Genomic DNA, 18,854 nt, shown 5'->3' with positions numbered 1-18,854 from the left:
TGTACCTCGTTAATGCTGTGCCGCCCGCAGGATGACGGGCAGGCAATTACTTCTGATTCAGGCTGCCAGAGAGGATGCAGAATACACCCATCAGGTCAGCGTGACGGATGGTGACTTCCGTTTTTTCATTCACTTTTGGCTTGGCATGGTAGGCAATCCCCAGCCCTGCCGCTTTGATCATCGGCAGGTCATTGGCTCCATCGCCAATCGCCACGGTCTGCGCCAGCGGGATTTCATACTCCTGCGCGAGGCGAGTCAGAGTTTTCGCTTTGTACTGCGCGTCAACGATGTCGCCGATCACATTGCCGGTAAATTTACCGTCCATGATCTCCAGTTCATTGGCTACCACGGCTGTCAGGCGCAGCTTGTCGCGCAGGTATTCAGCAAAGAAAGTAAAGCCGCCGGAGGCAATCGCCACTTTCCAGCCCAGCGTTTCCAGCTTGAGTACCAGCTGCGTTAAGCCTGGCATCATCGGCAGATTTTCACGCACCTGTTGCAGGATATTGGCGTCAGCGCCTTTCAGCGTCGCCACACGGCTGCGCAGGCTGGCGGTAAAATCGAGTTCGCCGCGCATCGCCCGTTCGGTTACCTCCGCCACCCTCTCGCCCGTTCCGGCCAGTTTGGCAATTTCATCAATACATTCAATCTGGATGGCGGTGGAATCCATGTCCATCACCAGCAAACCCGGCGTGCGCAGGTGCGGGATTTTCCCCAGCGGCGCGACATCCAGCTGCGCTTCGTGGGCCAGGCGCGTAGCCCGCGCGGTGAGTGAACCTGCCAGACGAATCACCTGATAATCTTCCACGCACCAGGCGGCAACAATCACCATCGCCGCGCCCAGTTTGCTCTGGTATTGGGTCAGACGTTGTTTATCCAGCCCACGACCATACAGCAGCCAGCCGCTACGACCTGCGTGGTAATCCAGTGGCATCACTTCATCACCACTTAATGAAAGAGGCAGACCGGGCCATAAAGAGACATCTTCAGGCAGGTCGCACCAGGTAATGTTAGGCATTAAGGCTCCTGTAAAATCGTTCGAAGCAGGGAAAATAACGCATGAGGCTACCTTGTATCCATTGCTTCTGGCAACATTAAGTCTCAAATTTTCAAAGGGTGGAAGATGGCTCGCACAAAACTGAAATTCCGGCTGCATCGGGCAGTGATTGTCCTGTTCTGTCTTGCCTTGTTAGTGGCGCTGATGCAGGGAGCGTCATGGTTTAGTCAAAACCACCAGCGACAGCGTAATCCGCAGCTGGAAGAACTGGCCCGCACCCTGGCGCGTCAGGTGACGCTGAACGTTGCACCGCTGATGCGTACCGAGTCACCAGATGAAAAACGCATTCAGGCGATCCTCGATCAGTTAACGGATGAAAGCCGTATCCTCGACGCGGGCGTATATGATGAACAAGGCGATCTTATCGCCCGTTCTGGCGAAAGCGTCGACGTGCGCGACCGGCTGGCGCTCGACGGCAAAAAAGCGGGCGGCTATTTTAACCAGCAGATTGTCGAACCCATTGCGGGTAAAAACGGACCGCTCGGCTATCTGCGCCTGACGCTCGACACCCATACGCTCGCCACCGAAGCCCAACAGGTGGATAACACCACTAACATTTTACGCCTGATGTTGCTGCTCTCGCTGGCAATCGGCGTAGTGCTGACCCGCACGCTGCTACAGGGTAAACGCACCCGCTGGCAGCAATCGCCCTTCCTGTTAACCGCCAGTAAACCGGTGCCGGAAGAGGAAGAAAGCGAGAAAAAAGAGTGACCCATTACTACAAGAAAGGAAATCGTTATGTCCACATTACGCCTGCTCATCTCTGACTCTTACGACCCGTGGTTTAACCTGGCGGTGGAGGAGTGTATTTTTCGCCAGATGCCCGCCACGCAGCGCGTTCTGTTTCTCTGGCGCAATGCCGACACGGTAGTGATTGGTCGCGCGCAGAACCCGTGGAAAGAGTGTAATACCCGGCGGATGGAAGAAGATAACGTCCGCCTGGCGCGGCGCAGTAGCGGTGGCGGCGCGGTGTTCCACGATCTCGGCAATACCTGCTTTACCTTTATGGCTGGCAAGCCGGAGTACGATAAAACCATCTCCACGTCGATTGTGCTCAATGCTCTGAACGCGCTCGGCGTCAGCGCCGAAGCGTCCGGACGTAACGATCTGGTGGTGAAAACCGCCGAAGGCGACCGCAAAGTCTCAGGCTCAGCCTATCGCGAAACCAAAGATCGCGGCTTCCATCACGGCACCTTGCTACTCAATGCCGACCTTAGCCGCCTGGCAAACTATCTCAATCCGGATAAAAAGAAACTGGCGGCGAAAGGCATTACCTCAGTGCGTTCCCGTGTGACCAATCTGACCGAATTGCTGCCGGGGATCACCCATGAGCAGATTTGCGAGGCCATAACCGAGGCCTTTTTCGCCCATTATGGCGAGCGCGTGGAAGCGGAAATCATCTCCCCGGACAAAACGCCAGACTTGCCAAACTTCGCCGAAACCTTTGCCCGCCAGAGTAGCTGGGAATGGAACTTCGGTCAGGCTCCGGCATTCTCGCATCTGCTGGATGAACGCTTTACCTGGGGCGGCGTGGAACTGCATTTCGACGTTGAAAAAGGCCATATCACCCGCGCCCAGGTGTTTACCGACAGCCTCAACCCCGCGCCGCTGGAAGCCCTCGCCGGGCGACTGCAAGGCTGTCTGTACCGCGCGGATATGCTGCAACAGGAGTGCGAAGCGCTGCTGGTTGACTTCCCGGAACAGGAAAAAGAGCTACGGGAGTTGTCAGCGTGGATGGCAGGGGCGGTAAGGTAACTCGCTGATTAAAATATCCAGGGAAGGAAATATGATCGATCTGGAAAACCAGGAACGGGAGATTATCAATTTAATGTTCAGCCAGGGTATATCCTGGCTAACCGCCGTGCGTATCAGGCATAAATTATCGCTTGCTGAAGTAAGTAAAATGTTAGGTATCTCCATTAATTCTCTAAAACAGATCGAAAAGACGGAACGGCTTAGTTCAAACATCAAAAGCAAAATGGCAGGAATTTATGGTTGTCCACCAGAGTTGCTGATATGCCCTTCCTGGATGACGGCTGAACATAAATGAATAGATTCGTGAATAGATACTTGAATGGATTTTATTTTCTATCCATATGAAAAATAATAGTAAATCTATAAATCAGTTGCTATTGATGAATAGATACTAAAAAGCCGGAGCAGTCTCCCGCTCCGGCTTCACAAGGCAATCGCCTTTCAGCAAAACACAATTACTCTTTATCGCCCAACAGAACGGATTCCAGTGCGATTTTGATCATGTCGTTGAAGGTGGTCTGACGCTCAGCGGCAGTGGTCTGCTCGTGAGTGCGGATGTGGTCAGACACGGTGCAGATGGTCAGGGCTTTCGCGCCAAATTCTGCAGCGACGCCGTAGATGCCAGCGGCTTCCATTTCCACGCCGAGGATGCCGTATTTTTCCATCACGTCGAACATTTCGCCGTCCGGAGAGTAGAACAGGTCAGCGGAGAACAGGTTACCAACGCGAGCATCAACGCCCAGTGCTTTAGCCGCGTCTACCGCGTTACGCACCATGTCGAAGTCAGCGATAGCGGCAAAGTCATGGTCTTTAAAACGGATGCGGTTAACTTTGGAATCGGTGCAGGCACCCATACCGATAACGACGTCGCGCAGTTTTACGTGCGGCAGAACAGCGCCACAGGAACCAACGCGGATAATTTTCTTCACGCCGAAATCGGTGATCAGTTCTTTGGTGTAGATGGAGCAGGACGGGATACCCATACCGTGGCCCATTACGGAAATTTTGCGGCCTTTGTAAGTACCGGTGAAGCCCAGCATACCGCGAACGTTGTTCACTTCACGGGCATCTTCAAGGAAAGTTTCAGCAATATACTTCGCACGCAGCGGGTCGCCTGGCATCAAAACTACGTCAGCGAAATCGCCCATTTCTGCATTAATGTGTGGGGTAGCCATTGTTTTATCCTTATCAACATGTTTTCACCCTCTCCCTGTGGGAGAGGGCCGGGGTGAGGGCATCAAGCCGCACCCATTATCAGAACATGGCTTTGCCATATTCCATATCAGAAGTACCAAAATATTTTGCCAGAGTCTGGCCGATATCCGCGAAGGTTTCACGGTGACCCAGTGAGCCCGGTTTTACTTTCGGGCCGTAAACCAGTACCGGAATGTGTTCACGCGTGTGGTCAGTACCGGTCCAGGTCGGATCACAGCCGTGGTCAGCGGTGAGGATCAGGATGTCGTCATCGCGCAGCAGAGACATCAGCTCCGGCAGACGGCGGTCGAACAGTTCCAGACCCGCAGCATAACCGGCGACGTCGCGACGGTGGCCCCAGGAAGAGTCGAAGTCAACGAAGTTGGTGAAGACGATGGTGTTATCACCCGCTTCTTTCATCTCTTTGATGGTGGCGTCAAACAGCGCGTCCAGGCCGGTCGCTTTCACTTTTTTGGTGATACCGCAGTTGGCATAGATGTCTGCAATTTTACCGACCGAAACCACCTGGCCGTGTTTTTCATCAACCAGTTTCTGCAGCACGGTCGGTGCTGGCGGCTCAACAGCCAGGTCGTGACGGTTACCGGTACGCTGGAAGTTACCGGCTTTGTCGCCGATAAACGGACGAGCGATAACACGACCGATGTTGTAGCCGCCGTTGGTCAGCTCTTCACGGGCGATTTCGCACAGTTCGTAGAGTTTATCCAGACCAAAGGTTTCTTCATGGCAGGCAATCTGGAACACGGAGTCAGCGGAGGTATAGAAAATCGGCTTGCCGGTTTTCATGTGCTCTTCGCCCAGTTGATCCAGAATGACCGTACCGGAAGAGTGGCAGTTACCGAGGTAACCCGGCAGATTAGCGCGTTCAACCAGTTTATCCAGCAGCTCTTGCGGGAAGCTGTTTTCGTGATCGGAGAAATATCCCCACTCAAACAGAACCGGGACACCGGCGATTTCCCAGTGACCAGACGGGGTGTCTTTACCGGATGACATTTCGTGCGCCCATGCGTACGCGCCGATAACTTCAGCGTTGCCATCCATTCCCGCCGGAATGAAACCGGTAGAACCTTCGTGTGCTTTCGCCAGCCCAAGACGGGTCAGATTTGGCAGATTGAGCGGGCCTTTACGACCGTGGTCAGCTTCGCCTTTGGCACAAGCTTCTGCGATATGACCCAGGGTGTCAGCCCCGACGTCACCAAAGCGTTCTGCATCTTCTGTAGCGCCGATGCCGAATGAGTCCAGCACCATAATAAATGCACGTTTCATATGTTCTCCGTACTCAGTGCTTCAAATTTAAATGATCAGATCAGTATACCGTTATTCGCTGATACGGCGATAGACAGTTGGTGTGCTTTCCGGTGCTTTATCGGCAAGTTTAATTGCCGCTTTCACCGCTTTCGCCGCTTCCTGCCAGCTGTTTTCGTCTTTCGCGTGGATAACTGCCAGCGGACGCTGACCGTCTACCTGGTCGCCCAGACGCGCCATATCAGTAAAGCCGACGCTGTAATCGATGGTGTCAGATGCCTGACGGCGTCCGCCGCCCATTGCAACCACTGCCATCCCCAGCGCGCGGGTATCCATTTCACTGACAAACCCTTCGGTATCAGCATAGACTGCTTTCGTCAGCATCGCTGTCGGCAGATACTTCGCGTAGTTCTCAACGAAGTCGGTCGGGCCTTTTTGTGCCGCTACCATACGACCAAAGACTTCTGCCGCTTTACCGTTGTCCAGCACCGCCTGCAATTTCGCGCGCGCTTCGGCGTCATCTTTCGCCAGTTTGCCGGAGATCAGCATCTCCACGCACAGTGCCATCGTGACATCAAACAGACGCGGGTTACGATATTCACCCGTCAGGAACTGCACCGCTTCACGAACTTCAACCGCGTTACCTGCACTGGAGGCCAGTACCTGATTCATATCGGTGAGCAGCGCGGTGGTGCGCACGCCAGCGCCGTTAGCCACGCCAACAATCGCTTCGGCAAGGGCTTCAGAGAGTTCGTAGGTCGGCATAAACGCGCCGCTACCTACTTTCACGTCCATCACCAGCGCGTCCAGACCTTCCGCCAGTTTCTTCGCCAGAATAGAGGCAGTGATCAGCGGGATGGAGTCCACGGTTGCGGTAATATCACGGGTCGCGTAGAAACGTTTATCCGCCGGAGCCAGTGAGCTGGTCTGGCCGATAATCGCCACGCCGACGTCTTTAATAATTTCGCGGAAACGGTTGTCATCCGGGAAAATGTCGAAGCCAGGGATGGATTCCAGTTTGTCGAGCGTACCGCCAGTATGACCGAGGCCGCGACCGGAGATCATCGGAATATAGCCGCCGCAGGCTGCGACCATCGGCCCCAACATCAGCGAAGTGACATCGCCGACGCCGCCGGTCGAGTGTTTATCAACAATCGGGCCATTCAGATGCAGGCTTTTCCAGTCGAGAACGGTTCCTGAATCTCGCATAGCCATGGTCAGCGAGACACGCTCAGGCATTGTCATATCGTGGAAGAAAATGGTCATCGCGAGGGCGGCAATCTGCCCTTCGGAGATAGTGTTGTCGCGAATACCGTTGATAAAGAAACGAATTTCTTCATCGCTTAGCGCATGACCATCACGTTTTTTACGAATAATTTCTTGTGCGAGAAACAAGGTAACCTCCCGAGGAAAAGAGTATGAGGCGGCTTTTGCCGGATGCGTCTACGCCTTATCCGGCCTACGGGTAGATACGTCTCGTAGGCCTGATAAGCGCAGCGCATCAGGCGTAAAGCATCTTACTTAGTAGCTGCTGGCGCTCTTACCGTCACCGTGGCCCAGCGCTTTCAACAGGCTTGCCAGCAGGCTGGAAGCACCAAAGCGGTAGTGACGCGCATCTGCCCAGTCAGCACCGAACAGTTCATCTGCGATGGCGAGATATTTCTGCGCATCTTCCGCAGTACGCACGCCGCCCGCTGGTTTGAAACCAACGGTTTTTTCTACGCCCATATCACGGATCACTTCCATCATGATGCGCGCGCTTTCCGGCGTCGCGTTCACAGCCACTTTACCGGTAGAGGTTTTGATGAAGTCCGCACCCGCTTTGATGGAGATTTCAGACGCTTTACGGATCAGCGCTTCGTCTTTCAGTTCGCCGGTTTCGATGATCACTTTCAGCAGTACATTCGCTGCCGCGCAAGCCTCTTTACAGGCTTTCACCAGGTCAAAACCAACCTGCTCGTTACCCGCCATCAGCGCGCGGTACGGGAACACAACGTCAACTTCATCAGCACCGTAGGCGATTGCCGCACGGGTTTCTGCCAGCGCGATTTCGATGTCATCGTTACCGTGTGGGAAGTTGGTTACCGTAGCGATTCGGATTTCCGGGGTGCCCTGCTCTTTCAGCGTTTTGCGAGCAATCGGGATAAAGCGAGGATAGATACAGATAGCGGCGGTATTGCCGACCGGAGTTTTGGCCTGATGACACAGAGCAATTACTTTCTCGTCGGTGTCGTCGTCATTCAGGGTGGTCAGGTCCATCAATTTCAGTGCACGCAGGCTGCTTGCTTTCAGATCAGTCATTTCATTCTCCTGGCTTGTCGCCAATAAAATTCACCTTGCGAGTTTGTTAGTATTCTAACATCTACTCCGCAACACACTTCGATATACATCACAATTAAGGAAATCTACTTACAAGTTTGCATCACTGTAATGCGATCTGGTTCAAATAATTCACTTTCAAATGAATGCGTCAGTGGTGGCAAACGCATCAGGATCAAAGTGAACATCACGAAACTTCTTACAATGGCGCATCACCTTCGGCATAAAAGGAAAAGAAGATGCCCACTTCTCATGAAAATGCACTGCAACAACGTTGCCAGCAAATTGTCACCAGCCCAGTGCTTAGCCCGGAGCAGAAGCGCCATTTTCTGGCTCTGGAAGCAGAAAACAATCTGCCTTATCCGCAGCTTCCTGCCGAAGCCCGCCGCGCGCTGGATGAGGGTGTAATCTGCGATATGTTTGAAGGTCATGCGCCGTACAAACCGCGCTATGTCTTACCCGATTACGCCCGTTTTCTGGCGAACGGTTCCGAATGGCTGGAGCTGGAAGGCGCGAAAGATCTTGATGATGCACTCTCTCTGCTGACCATTCTTTACCACCACGTACCATCGGTCACATCGATGCCGGTCTACCTGGGGCAACTGGATGCGTTGTTGCAACCGTATGTTAGAATTCTAACACAAGACGAGATCGATATTCGAATAAAACGTTTCTGGCGTTACCTCGACAGAACCCTGCCAGACGCCTTTATGCACGCCAATATCGGCCCGTCTGATTCGCCCATTACCCGCGCGATCTTACGTGCAGACGCAGAGTTGAAGCAGGTTTCACCGAACCTGACCTTTATCTACGATCCTGAAATCACCCCTGATGACCTACTGCTGGAAGTGGCGAAGAACATCTGTGAATGTAGCAAACCGCACATCGCCAACGGTCCGGTGCATGATAAAATTTTCACAAAAGGGGGCTACGGGATTGTGAGCTGTTACAACTCACTGCCGCTGGCGGGTGGTGGCAGCACGCTGGTACGCCTTAACCTGAAAGCCATTGCCGAGCGCAGTGAATCGCTGGATGACTTCTTTACACGCACTCTACCGCACTACTGCCAGCAGCAGATCGCCATCATCGATGCGCGGTGTGAATTCCTCTATCAACAATCACACTTCTTTGAGAATAGCTTCCTGGTGAAAGAAGGGCTGATTAACCCTGAACGTTTTGTGCCAATGTTTGGCATGTACGGATTGGCGGAAGCAGTTAACTTACTGTGTGAGAAAGAAGGAATTGTCGCACGTTACGGTAAAGAAGCCGCTGCAAATGAAGTGGGTTATCGCATCAGCGCGCAACTGGCGGAGTTTGTCGCCAATACCCCCGTGAAATATGGCTGGCAAAAACGCGCCATGCTACACGCACAGTCGGGGATCAGTTCCGATATTGGCACCACGCCGGGTGCACGCTTGCCGTATGGTGATGAGCCAGATCCGATCACCCATCTGCAAACCGTCGCCCCGCATCATGCTTATTATTATTCCGGCATCAGCGACATTCTGACGCTCGACGAAACCATCAAACGTAATCCGCAGGCGCTGGTACAGCTTTGCCTCGGTGCCTTTAAAGCCGGAATGCGTGAATTTACCGCCAATGTCAGCGGTAACGATCTGGTTCGCGTTACCGGTTATATGGTGCGTTTGTCGGATTTAGAAAAATATCGCGCCGAAGGTTCACGCACCAACACCACCTGGCTGGGAGAAGAAGCCGCACGCAACACTCGTATTCTGGAACGCCAGCCGCGCGTGATAAGCCATGAACAGCAGATGCGCTTTAGTCAGTAAGATTATCCCCTTCTCCTGCGTTGACGGGCCAGGCAGTCGTCTGGCTCTGTTTTTGCAGGGCTGCAATCTGCGCTGCAAAAACTGTCACAATCCGTGGACGATGGGGCGCTGTAATGATTGCGGAGAGTGCGTGCCGCAGTGTCCGCATCAGGCGTTGCAGATTGTTAACGGCAAAGTGGTGTGGAACGCTGTGGTTTGCGAGCAATGTGATACCTGCCTGAAGATGTGCCCGCAACATGCCACGCCAATGGCGCAATCCATGAGCGTGGATGAGGTGCTTAGCCATATCCGCAAAGCAGTGCTGTTTATTGAAGGGATAACGGTGAGCGGCGGCGAAGCCACGACCCAGCTGCCGTTTGTGGTGGCGCTGTTTACTGCCATCAAAAACGATCCGCAACTGTGCCATCTCACCTGTCTGGTGGACAGTAACGGTATGTTGAGCGAAACCGGCTGGGAAAAATTACTTCCGGTGTGCGACGGCGCAATGCTCGATCTCAAAGCGTGGGGGAGCGAATGTCATCAGCAATTAACCGGACGCGATAATCAGCAGATTAAGCGCAGCATCTGTTTGCTTGCCGAGCGCGGCAAGCTGGCAGAACTGCGTTTGCTGGTAATCCCTGGCCAGGTGGATTATTTGCAACACATCGAAGAACTGGCGGCGTTTATCAAGGGACTTGGCGATGTTCCGGTACGCCTGAACGCGTTTCATGCCCACGGCGTGTATGGCGAAGCGCAAAGCTGGGCGAGCGCCACGCCGGAAGATGTTGAGCACCTGGCTGGCGCTTTACAGGAGCGCGGGGTGAGCCGGTTGATATTTCCGGCGCTATATTTGTGACATGCCGGATGTGGCCTACGGATCGGCACAGACCTGTAGGCATGATAAGACGCGTCAAGCGTCGCATCAGGCATTGTGCGCCAGCTGCCGGATGCGGCGTGAACGCCTTATCCGGCCTACGGTTCGGCACAGACTTGTAGGCATGATAAGACGCGTCAGCGTCGCATCAGGCATTGTGCGCCAACGGCCGGATGCGGCGTAAACGCCTTGTCCGGCCTACGGCACGTTAAACAACGTATACGTGTTATTAAGCAACACTTCGGCAATTTCATCTTCTGGTTCCGGGCGTAACTCGCAAAGCACGGCAAACACCCGCGCGGCCTGTTCCGGGCGATTAGGCTGCCCCTGAAAACCGTTGAGCGGCATATCCGGCGCGTCGGTTTCCAGCAACAACGATGCCAGCGGTAATTTTGCGATGACATCGCGGGTTTTACTGGCGCGTGGATAGGTGATAGTACCGCCTACGCCGATTTTGTAGCCCAGCAGTACAAACCGTTCGGCCTGTTGCAGGCTGCCGGAAAAACCGTGAACCACGCCAGTGCGTGGCAAATCGTGGCGTTTAAGATGCATCGCCAGTTTGTCGTGTGTGCGCCGTGAATGCAGGATCACCGGCAGATCGTAGCGTTTCGCCAGTTTCAGTTGTTCGTCGAGTAACCACTGCTGCCTCTCAAATTGCGGATCGTCGCCGAAGAGATCCAGACCGATCTCCCCCACCGCCACCACCTTCGCCGGACGCCTTTCCAGCGCCTGCTGTAGCTGATCAAGAGACACATCGCTATGTTTTTTCAACATACCAGGATGCAAGCCCAATGCGGCATACAGCGGTTGATATTTTTCCGCTAACGCCTGCACGCGGGCAAAATTTTCCGCCTCTGTCGCCGGAACAATGATCTTGCCTACGCCCGCTTGTGCCGCGCGTTGCAGGCTGGCCTCTTCATCGCCACTAAACGGCGGAAAATCAAAATGGCAGTGGGTGTCGATAAAACGGCAAATCAAGCCAGATCCTCATTGTTAAATGTCGGGTCGTTCGCCTGCGGAGCATCGCTCACTTCGGCAACCAGCGTATCGTTGGCGACTGGCGCAGGCGGAATAACGATCGATTCCGGCGTCATCACTGGCACCAGATGGCGGGTAAGCGGCGCTTTTTCAGTTAATAACTTACCGACCGTTGCCAGAAAATAACGACCGCATAAACGCCCAAGTTTATAGTCTTCACGCAGCGCCGGAATCCGACTGCCAAGCGCGATACTATGCAACGGCTTCGGCGGATAAATTTCGAATATCCGCAGCTGGCCCGGTGGTTTCTCAATAAATTGCTGAATCTCACGATAGCTGGTTTCATGATGCTGCACCAGATTGACCAGCGGCTGCAGGCTACTGTCACCCAGCCAGCGTTCCATGCGTTTGAACCACTGCGGCGTGTAGTACATTTGTGACGGCACAGTGCGAATGACGACCAACGTTTTAGCGCCCTGCCTTGCCGCCTCTTTAACCGGAATCGCATCACTGATCCCACCATCCAGGTAGTTAATGCCTTCCAGCGACACTCCGCTACGATAAAAGCCAGGTATCGCACTGGAGGCGCGAATCACATCCAGCCAGTTTTGTTTGGTTGGTAAAAAGTAATTCGGCGCATAGTCATCCTGACGACAGGCGCACATATAAAACGATTTGCCGCTGTCAAACAACCGCGCGGCGGTATCCATTTGCAACGGCATCTGGCTTGCGGTGGCCTCCACCAGCCAGTCGAGATCGATAAGATTTCCTCCACGGACAAAGCGCAATGGATCGAAAAATTCGCGTTTTGTGGTATAGCGCATGATGACTTTGCGCGCGTAACCGGGCTGATTGCAGATATACGCCGAGAGGTTCTGCGCCCCGGCAGATGTGCCGAGATAAAGATCGAAAGGATTAAACTGCGCGCGCATAAACTCATCCAGCACGCCAGCCGTGAAAATTCCACGCTGCCCGCCGCCTTCGCACACCAGAGCTATTCGTCCAGGCTGGAACGGCCTTAGCGACAACGGCGCAATGTTACCAAGCGTTACAGGTATTCGCTGCCCCACCTCTGCCTTCCTGTTTTTGTTGTGAAAGAATGACAAAGTAACGCAATTTATTATTCGCTAAAACCGCAAAAGCCAGTCCGCTGGACTGGCTTTGGATAAAATTTTCTTAATGGTCTGAAATCTAGGGTCGTTTTCGGCCCATGAACAAACTCACCAGGAACAGAATAATCCCGACGACAAAGACAATTTTAGCTGCGCCTGCAGCAGTACCGGCCAGACCACCAAACCCAAGTGCGGCGGCGATTAACGCGATAACCAGAAATATGATGCCCCAACGAAACATAAGCGTCTCCTTTACCATAGTTAATGTCACCGCTTGATATGAGCGTGAAAATCACTCAACGCGATATTTTTAGTGTGGTGCACATCGCGCCTCCCGACAAAGTTCGGGAGGTCGAATTACGACGAATTACTTAGTTTTCAGATCATTTTTAACGCTTTTCACACCATCTACCGCTTTGGCGATACTTTCAGCACGGTCGCTCTGTGCATGGGAATCGACGGTACCGGAGAGCTGAACCACGCCGTCGGTGGTTTCAACTTTCACATGACGGGAAGGGACAATGTCATCCGCCAGCAGTTTGGCTTTGATTTCACTGGTGGTGGCGGTGTCACCCGCGTAGCCCTTCACAGAGCCTTCTTTAGCGTCGCGAACGTGCAGTTTGTCGCTGACAGAGGTCACCCCTTCAACGCCTTTCGCCACTTTCACTGCCTCTTCGGCCTGAGCCTGGCTTTCAACGAAACCGCTCAGGGTCACGACTTTTTGATCGGTTTTGACAGAGATATCGGTGCTCTTGATGTTGTCATGATCCACCAGGGCCGCCTTCACTTTCGCGGTGATGGCGCTGTCATCCATGAAATTACCGACTTTATTCATAGAGCTATCGACTTTTTGCCCTGTGCTTTCATTGGTAGTCTGCGCGTTGTTTTCCGCGTAGGCAGAGCCGGTCGCGACGGCAGAGGTCAACATTACAGCCAGCAGAGTTTTCGAAATCTTCAGTCTTGTCATAGTCATCGATTTATTCCTGTATGTTTGCTCGTAATTTGAGCCTGGCAACACGAGGTTGCATTGCTGAATAGGGAGAGACTTCACCCTCTACAGAAGTCAATGGCCGCCATCACAAAAGCGATGGGTGATGAATAACGACCATTACAGCCTCTGAATCAGTTATTAATATCGGTAGAATGACAATCAACGGCTTTAGATACTGATATCTACGCATTGAACGGTATTTAACGCCGTCAGAAATGTCATTACTTTGTTAAATATAGATCACAATTTTGAAACCGCTCGGGATATCAGCGAAAACATAAGCAAAAGTGAATGTTTTAAGAACATTCCGTAAGCGGCTAATAAGGAAGGGAAATTGACAGGGCGCAGCGGCTACCGCGCCCTGGAGGCAAGAATTAATGCTCGCGGGTCTGGTGGAACTGAACGTCTGGATAACGTTCCTGCGCCAGGCGCAGGTTGACCATGCTGGTAGCGATGTAAGCGAGGTTATCGCCGCCATCAAGCGCCAGTTGGCTTTCGTTCTTACGCTTGAACTCTTCGAATTTCTTCGCGTCCGCACATTCTACCCAGCGGGCAGTGGCAACGTTGACTGACTCATACACTGCTTCAACGTTGTATTCGCTCTTCAGACGCGCTACCACCACATCAAACTGCAGCACACCAACCGCACCAACGATCAGATCGTTGTTGGAGATCGGACGGAACACCTGCACCGCGCCCTCTTCGGAAAGCTGTACCAGCCCTTTAAGCAGCTGTTTTTGCTTCAGCGGATCTTTCAGGCGGATACGACGGAACAGTTCTGGCGCGAAGTTCGGAATACCGGTGAACTTCATCATCTCACCCTGGGTAAAGGTGTCGCCGATCTGAATGGTGCCGTGGTTGTGCAGACCAAGGATATCGCCAGGATACGCTTCTTCAACGTGCGAACGGTCACCCGCCATAAAGGTCAGCGCGTCGGAGATCACCACATCTTTCGCAGTACGCACCTGGCGCAGCTTCATGCCTTTTTCATATTTACCGGACACCACACGCATAAACGCCACGCGGTCGCGGTGTTTCGGGTCCATGTTGGCCTGAATTTTAAATACGAAGCCGGTAAATTTGTCTTCGCTCGCCTCTACGGTACGGGTATCAGTCTGACGCGGCATCGGCGCAGGAGCCCACTCCACCAGGCCATCCAGCATATGATCAACGCCGAAGTTACCCAGCGCAGTACCGAAGAATACCGGAGTGATTTCGCCCGCAAGGAACAGCTCTTTGTCGAACTCGTTAGACGCGCCTTTCACCAGTTCCAGTTCGTCACGTAGCTGCTGTGCTAGATCTTCACCAACCGCAGCGTCGAGATCCGGGTTATTCAGCCCTTTAACAATGCGGACTTCCTGAATCGTGTGGCCTTTACCGCTCTGATAGAGATAGGTTTCATCTTTATAAAGGTGGTAAACGCCTTTAAACAGCTTGCCGCAGCCAATCGGCCAGGTGATCGGTGCGCAGCCGATTTTCAGCTCGTTCTCAACTTCATCGAGCAGCTCCATCGGGTCGCGGATATCACGGTCAAGTTTGTTCATAAAGGTGAGGATCGGCGTGTCGCGCAGACGGGTAACTTCCATCAGCTTACGGGTACGATCTTCAACACCTTTTGCGGCGTCGATAACCATCAGGCAGCAGTCCACCGCCGTCAGGGTACGATAGGTATCTTCCGAGAAGTCTTCGTGCCCCGGGGTGTCGAGCAGGTTAACCAGGCAATCGTGATACGGAAACTGCATCACAGACGTAGTAATGGAGATCCCACGCTGCTTTTCCATCTCCATCCAGTCCGACTTAGCGTGCTGGTTGGAACCACGGCCTTTTACTGTACCGGCGGTCTGAATGGCCTGTCCGAACAGCAGCACCTTCTCGGTGATGGTAGTCTTACCGGCGTCCGGGTGAGAAATAATTGCAAAGGTTCTTCTTTTCGCTACCTCTGCGGCCAAAAGGCTTGTCATAATTGTTGTCTCTTTGATTATGTACAATCATATGTACAAAGAAAAATTCATGCCGCTGATTGTACATTTTGGAGGTATCAGAGCATAGCAGAACATGATCAGTAGGTGTATTTGTAGCCAAAGAACATTTGTATATGCAGCAATCTTTGCTCTATTGACACTGTTTATTCATACAGTTAAAAATAACACTGTATACAAACACAGTGTAGAGGGATTTTTATGCGTATTGAGATCTGCATAGCCAAAGAGAAAATGACTAAAATGCCAAACGGTGCTGTGGATGCGTTAAAGGAAGAATTAACTCGACGCATCAGTAAGCGTTATGACGATGTAGAGGTGATCGTAAAAGCCACCAGCAACGATGGCCTTTCTGTTACGCGCACCGCCGATAAAGATTCAGCTAAAACTTTTGTTCAGGAAACTCTGAAAGATACCTGGGAATCTGCTGACGAGTGGTTTGTTCACTAATTAGCACGTAAAATCAGTAACGGCTGGAAATCATTCAATACTCGCACTATCGGAAGTTCACCAGCCAACCGCAGCACGTTCTTGCATACGACGTGCCTGCGGTTTCAACTCCCGCAGCCCACCAATCATGATTGGACAATGCCACTATAGCACTAGCAAAAACAAGAAATTAGCAGTCTCAGCAGAACACAGACTAGGCGGCGAAGAGACAACAAAAGATACGCAAAGAAGCCGCGGTTCCAGAAGAATAAAAAACCGCTAATGGACAGCCACCTTAACAAGGACTTTTTATATACGTGATTCACTGATACCAGTGGCATTAATAGCAATTATATACTGATAAAACACCAGGTTATGTATCCATCTAAATCGCGCTAGTATCAGCGCATTAACACACAACTCCAAGTGATTTAGATCACATTCTTACTGGTATGCCACAAGGATCACGCATGGAAGATGCAATTCAGGCCTATGAAATCAATGATATTGATGATATAGAAAATATTTTCGGACGAGTTATTTCAGGCGAAGAAATCCACATTGAAAATTTGAAGTTAAACTTCTTAGAAAGTATTGATTTCAAATTTTTTGGTGATGAAGATAAGTATAATGGTACTCTGCCTGCAAGTTTGGCACAGGGTATCTGTGAATTTCAAACTGAGATGTACAAGGTTTTTACTCTAATCAAGTACAAAACCTCTAACTTACAGAAGCTCACTGCTGAGGATCGAGAAGCTGCAGAGTTGGTTTTTACTATCAATCCTGGCTGCACAGAAATTATCACCTCAGTTAAAGAACTTATTGATTCCTTTGGTAACGCATTTGAGAAGGTAACACAAGGTATGAGCCCAAGACAGAAAACAATGTGTTTCCTGTTTGCTGTCTTAGTTTTAGGCGGCGCATGGGTCGGTACGTCCTACTTAGATCATCAGACACAAGTCGAAACCAAAACTATTGAGTTACAACTGGAAGAAGCAAAACAGCGAGCAGAATCCGAGCGGATGACAATTCTACGCGATGGTATGCTGTCTGCAATAAAAGCACATGAAGGTATTGATACGATAGAGCGCGCCGAAGGTATCCAAGAGCACACAGCTAAGGCATACACTGGAGTTCTTAAAGGTGCATCTGATGCAGACAAAGTGACGATCCGCGGGGCCAGCAATATTGAGCTTTCGCAAGGTCAGGTTCAAGAAATCATCAAGAACCCAATTGAAAAGGCTAAGTCAGAGCAGCAAACATTGGAAGTTGTCATTGATAGTATAAAACGCTCAGCCGATAAGCTAACGTTAAGCTGCCATGAGCCAACAGGTGATGATTCATTCCCGATCTATGTTGATACCAGTTTTATCAATGATCCTGATGAAATAGGCTTAATTTTTGACGCGATGAAAAATAATAAAACGGTCAACATCCTTGGTAGTTATAAGATTAGGTCTGGTGTGATAGAACAAGGTAACGCCTCTACAATCTCACCCCCTTGAACTTCAAACCGGCCAATGTGCCGGTTTGTTATTTCATTACAATCCCTCTTGGGTAACATTTTTATATAGATAACAGTCTTAATTTTTGGTAAGGCACCATGCTCACAGAAAAACAGTTTTTTGAACTTATCAAAGCATTACAGTCATCTAATTTCTCAACCACAGAGATTTTAGGGTTGAGCTTCGCTATTATTATTGCAGCTCTCATAGTGAACTTTATTGTTTCTTTTATAACTGAAAAAGCAAAAATTTCTGCTACCAACGCTAACTATGAAATACTCAGAAAGCAGTTAGCATTAAATACAACAACTATCAAAGATATAGAAAAAAAGATTACTTCTGAGTTGTGGATTTCTCAACAAATCTGGCAAAAAAAGTACGATATGTATGAGTACATTTACACTCAGTTACTTAGTATAAAAAAATGGGCTGATAATGAATTTGAAATTATTGAGATTCACATGATGCCAACATATGTAGCCAATAGTTATCAAGGATATTTTAATCAAGAACAAGAAAAGCAGTTTTGGGATGAAGTACAACAGGCTCACGAAGACCGTGATAAAGCACTAAACGATGAAGACCTTAAATTAAAAAATAAAGAGCTACAACAGAAACTTAGCCTAGCCTTCACAGCATTAACAGAGATGATGTTAACTAAAGCAGTCCTTCTTAATAAAGAAGTAACTGTTATTTTAAATGAATTAATTGAGAATATTGGTACAAATCCGTCCCCACAGGAATATGAAGAACCGGATGATTATGGATACAGAATCAAGGGGGCCATGGATAAAGCCTTAGAAAAAATAAGAATTAATGCTTTATCTGATTTAGAAATAAAAAATCCAGAATATTAATCCCCGTCATGTGGTGACAGAGGAATAAAATTCAATTTCTCTTGCGCGTGAAATGCGTAAAATGAGTAATGGCTGGAAATCATTCAATACTCGCACTATCAAAAGTTTACTAGCCAAACCGCAGCACGTCCTGCATACGTCGTGTCTGCGGTTTTTCTTTTTTGCTTACATTGTGTCTGGTTCTTCCGGCCACTCAATATCAGGTGCAGTTGATGTATCAACACGGTTCAGCAACACCCGATACTTTTTCCAGGCTTCCAGCAATGAGGTTTCTTCCTCCGTTGCGATTTCCAGATCTACAGCATCCTGAAGTGGCGCAATATGCTCACTGGCTACCTGCATCAGGCTGTTTTTTGTTTCTTCCACCTCCCGGATCCGGAACAGTTTTTCTGCTTCCGTATCCTTCACCCAGGCTGTGCCGTTCCACTTCTGAAACTCCCCTTCCGGGGATAACCAGGTAACATTTTCCGGTAATGAGCCGAGTTCAGAAATAAATAACGCGTCCCCTGATGCCACGTCATAAACTGTTTTACCCCGATGGTCTTCAACAAGATGCCACGATGACTCATCACTGTTGAAAACAGCCACGAAGCCAGCCGGAATATCTGGCGGTGCAATATCGGTACTGTTTGCTGGCAGACCTGTATGAGGCGGAATATATGCATCACCTTCACCAATAAATTCATTAGTTCCGGCCAGCAGATTATAAATTTTTATGGTCCGTGGTTGTTCACTCATTCTGAATGCCATTATGCAAGCCTCACAATATAGTTAA

19 protein-coding genes are annotated in these 18,854 nt (G+C 50.7%); 8 read left to right on the top strand and 11 right to left on the bottom strand.

Annotated features, from left to right (window positions below; translation table 11 throughout):
• Positions 1–46: 46 nt before the first annotated feature.
• Positions 47–1,015, bottom strand: coding sequence for a phosphoserine phosphatase (gene serB, locus ACJHWT_RS08180; RefSeq protein WP_001132967.1), 969 nt, complete (start codon positions 1,013–1,015; stop codon positions 47–49).
• Between the two features lie 105 nt (positions 1,016–1,120).
• Between serB and ACJHWT_RS08175 the strand changes: the two genes are divergently transcribed.
• From ACJHWT_RS08175 to ACJHWT_RS08165, 3 genes are read left to right on the top strand one after another with little or no spacing between them, the layout of a single operon-like run.
• Positions 1,121–1,765, top strand: coding sequence for a YtjB family periplasmic protein (locus tag ACJHWT_RS08175; protein ID WP_000124623.1), 645 nt, complete (start codon positions 1,121–1,123; stop codon positions 1,763–1,765).
• 27 nt (positions 1,766–1,792) lie between these two features.
• Positions 1,793–2,809, top strand: a complete 1,017-nt coding sequence (gene lplA / locus ACJHWT_RS08170; RefSeq protein ID WP_000105834.1) for a lipoate--protein ligase LplA — start codon at positions 1,793–1,795, stop codon at positions 2,807–2,809.
• 31 nt (positions 2,810–2,840) lie between these two features.
• Positions 2,841–3,104 (top strand): helix-turn-helix domain-containing protein, encoded by a 264-nt coding sequence (locus ACJHWT_RS08165; RefSeq protein WP_000566145.1) that lies wholly within the window; start codon positions 2,841–2,843, stop codon positions 3,102–3,104.
• 160 nt (positions 3,105–3,264) lie between these two features.
• Here the strand turns inward: ACJHWT_RS08165 and deoD are convergent, their stop codons facing one another.
• The 4 genes from deoD to deoC form a co-directional block, all read right to left on the bottom strand.
• Entirely contained in the window at positions 3,265–3,984 is a 720-nt protein-coding gene (gene deoD, locus ACJHWT_RS08160; protein WP_000224879.1) for a purine-nucleoside phosphorylase, read from the bottom strand.
• Between the two features lie 79 nt (positions 3,985–4,063).
• On the bottom strand, positions 4,064–5,287 hold the full coding sequence (deoB, locus tag ACJHWT_RS08155) for a phosphopentomutase (RefSeq protein WP_000816460.1): 1,224 nt from the start codon (positions 5,285–5,287) through the stop codon (positions 4,064–4,066).
• Between the two features lie 51 nt (positions 5,288–5,338).
• Entirely contained in the window at positions 5,339–6,661 is a 1,323-nt protein-coding gene (deoA, locus tag ACJHWT_RS08150; protein ID WP_000477811.1) for a thymidine phosphorylase, read from the bottom strand.
• Positions 6,662–6,787: 126 nt separating this feature from the next.
• Positions 6,788–7,567 carry a deoxyribose-phosphate aldolase gene (deoC, locus tag ACJHWT_RS08145; RefSeq protein ID WP_001295412.1) on the bottom strand — a complete coding sequence of 260 codons (780 nt, stop codon included), beginning with the start codon at positions 7,565–7,567 and terminating at the stop codon, positions 6,788–6,790.
• Between the two features lie 257 nt (positions 7,568–7,824).
• Between deoC and ACJHWT_RS08140 the strand changes: the two genes are divergently transcribed.
• Both ACJHWT_RS08140 and ACJHWT_RS08135 read left to right on the top strand, forming a co-directional pair.
• Positions 7,825–9,375 (top strand): YjjI family glycine radical enzyme, encoded by a 1,551-nt coding sequence (locus ACJHWT_RS08140; RefSeq protein ID WP_001143238.1) that lies wholly within the window; start codon positions 7,825–7,827, stop codon positions 9,373–9,375.
• Positions 9,347–10,210, top strand: a complete 864-nt coding sequence (locus ACJHWT_RS08135) for a YjjW family glycine radical enzyme activase (protein WP_001088428.1) — start codon at positions 9,347–9,349, stop codon at positions 10,208–10,210. Before ACJHWT_RS08140 ends, ACJHWT_RS08135 begins: the two co-directional genes overlap by 29 nt.
• 216 nt (positions 10,211–10,426) lie before the next feature.
• On the opposite strand, the gene ACJHWT_RS08130 is transcribed toward ACJHWT_RS08135, so the two are convergent.
• The 5 genes from ACJHWT_RS08130 to prfC all read right to left on the bottom strand — a co-directional run bounded on the left by ACJHWT_RS08130 (position 10,427) and on the right by prfC (position 15,270).
• Positions 10,427–11,206, bottom strand: a complete 780-nt coding sequence (locus ACJHWT_RS08130; RefSeq protein WP_000563081.1) for a metal-dependent hydrolase — start codon at positions 11,204–11,206, stop codon at positions 10,427–10,429.
• Positions 11,203–12,276, bottom strand: coding sequence for a patatin family protein (locus ACJHWT_RS08125; RefSeq protein ID WP_001317607.1), 1,074 nt, complete (start codon positions 12,274–12,276; stop codon positions 11,203–11,205). Before ACJHWT_RS08125 ends, ACJHWT_RS08130 begins: the two co-directional genes overlap by 4 nt.
• A 121-nt stretch (positions 12,277–12,397) precedes the next feature.
• Positions 12,398–12,559 carry a DUF1328 domain-containing protein gene (locus ACJHWT_RS08120; RefSeq protein ID WP_000490275.1) on the bottom strand — a complete coding sequence of 54 codons (162 nt, stop codon included), beginning with the start codon at positions 12,557–12,559 and terminating at the stop codon, positions 12,398–12,400.
• 126 nt (positions 12,560–12,685) lie between these two features.
• Positions 12,686–13,291, bottom strand: coding sequence for a molecular chaperone OsmY (gene osmY, locus ACJHWT_RS08115; RefSeq protein WP_001317606.1), 606 nt, complete (start codon positions 13,289–13,291; stop codon positions 12,686–12,688).
• 392 nt (positions 13,292–13,683) lie between these two features.
• Positions 13,684–15,270, bottom strand: coding sequence for a peptide chain release factor 3 (gene prfC / locus ACJHWT_RS08110; RefSeq protein WP_000202563.1), 1,587 nt, complete (start codon positions 15,268–15,270; stop codon positions 13,684–13,686).
• 219 nt (positions 15,271–15,489) lie between these two features.
• Between prfC and ACJHWT_RS08105 the strand changes: the two genes are divergently transcribed.
• The 3 genes from ACJHWT_RS08105 (at position 15,490) to ACJHWT_RS08095 (ending at position 18,079) form a co-directional block, all read left to right on the top strand.
• Complete coding sequence (locus ACJHWT_RS08105; protein ID WP_001217539.1) at positions 15,490–15,738, top strand: DinI-like family protein; 249 nt, start codon at positions 15,490–15,492, stop codon at positions 15,736–15,738.
• Between the two features lie 449 nt (positions 15,739–16,187).
• Positions 16,188–17,222, top strand: coding sequence for a hypothetical protein (locus tag ACJHWT_RS08100; RefSeq protein WP_001555707.1), 1,035 nt, complete (start codon positions 16,188–16,190; stop codon positions 17,220–17,222).
• A 98-nt stretch (positions 17,223–17,320) separates the two neighbouring features.
• Positions 17,321–18,079 carry a hypothetical protein gene (locus ACJHWT_RS08095; RefSeq protein ID WP_041124208.1) on the top strand — a complete coding sequence of 253 codons (759 nt, stop codon included), beginning with the start codon at positions 17,321–17,323 and terminating at the stop codon, positions 18,077–18,079.
• 165 nt (positions 18,080–18,244) lie between these two features.
• Here ACJHWT_RS08095 and ACJHWT_RS08090 read toward each other — a convergent pair whose 3' ends face one another.
• A complete protein-coding gene (locus ACJHWT_RS08090; protein WP_064680907.1) occupies positions 18,245–18,829 on the bottom strand; it encodes a tail fiber assembly protein in 585 nt (194 codons plus the stop codon).
• Between the last annotated feature and the right edge of the window lie 25 nt (positions 18,830–18,854).

This window comes from Escherichia sp. WS338 (assembly GCF_046486405.1).
GTDB classification, from domain to species: Bacteria; Pseudomonadota; Gammaproteobacteria; order Enterobacterales; family Enterobacteriaceae; genus Escherichia; species Escherichia coli.
Note: the sequence above shows the minus strand (reverse complement) of the source record. Positions and strands in the feature narration are given on the sequence as shown.

Bases quoted from the DNA above. Each gene is read 5' to 3' on its own strand.
- serB (WP_001132967.1), bottom strand. From the start codon at position 1,015: ATGCCTAACATTACCTGGTGCGACCTGCCTGAAGATGTCTCTTTATGG.
- ACJHWT_RS08175 (WP_000124623.1), top strand. From the start codon at position 1,121: ATGGCTCGCACAAAACTGAAATTCCGGCTGCATCGGGCAGTGATTGTC.
- lplA (WP_000105834.1), top strand. From the start codon at position 1,793: ATGTCCACATTACGCCTGCTCATCTCTGACTCTTACGACCCGTGGTTT.
- ACJHWT_RS08165 (WP_000566145.1), top strand. From the start codon at position 2,841: ATGATCGATCTGGAAAACCAGGAACGGGAGATTATCAATTTAATGTTC.
- deoD (WP_000224879.1), bottom strand. From the start codon at position 3,984: ATGGCTACCCCACACATTAATGCAGAAATGGGCGATTTCGCTGACGTA.
- deoB (WP_000816460.1), bottom strand. From the start codon at position 5,287: ATGAAACGTGCATTTATTATGGTGCTGGACTCATTCGGCATCGGCGCT.
- deoC (WP_001295412.1), bottom strand. From the start codon at position 7,567: ATGACTGATCTGAAAGCAAGCAGCCTGCGTGCACTGAAATTGATGGAC.
- ACJHWT_RS08140 (WP_001143238.1), top strand. From the start codon at position 7,825: ATGCCCACTTCTCATGAAAATGCACTGCAACAACGTTGCCAGCAAATT.
- ACJHWT_RS08135 (WP_001088428.1), top strand. From the start codon at position 9,347: ATGAACAGCAGATGCGCTTTAGTCAGTAAGATTATCCCCTTCTCCTGC.
- ACJHWT_RS08120 (WP_000490275.1), bottom strand. From the start codon at position 12,559: ATGTTTCGTTGGGGCATCATATTTCTGGTTATCGCGTTAATCGCCGCC.
- osmY (WP_001317606.1), bottom strand. From the start codon at position 13,291: ATGACTATGACAAGACTGAAGATTTCGAAAACTCTGCTGGCTGTAATG.
- prfC (WP_000202563.1), bottom strand. From the start codon at position 15,270: ATGACAAGCCTTTTGGCCGCAGAGGTAGCGAAAAGAAGAACCTTTGCA.
- ACJHWT_RS08105 (WP_001217539.1), top strand. From the start codon at position 15,490: ATGCGTATTGAGATCTGCATAGCCAAAGAGAAAATGACTAAAATGCCA.
- ACJHWT_RS08100 (WP_001555707.1), top strand. From the start codon at position 16,188: ATGGAAGATGCAATTCAGGCCTATGAAATCAATGATATTGATGATATA.
- ACJHWT_RS08095 (WP_041124208.1), top strand. From the start codon at position 17,321: ATGCTCACAGAAAAACAGTTTTTTGAACTTATCAAAGCATTACAGTCA.
- ACJHWT_RS08090 (WP_064680907.1), bottom strand. From the start codon at position 18,829: ATGGCATTCAGAATGAGTGAACAACCACGGACCATAAAAATTTATAAT.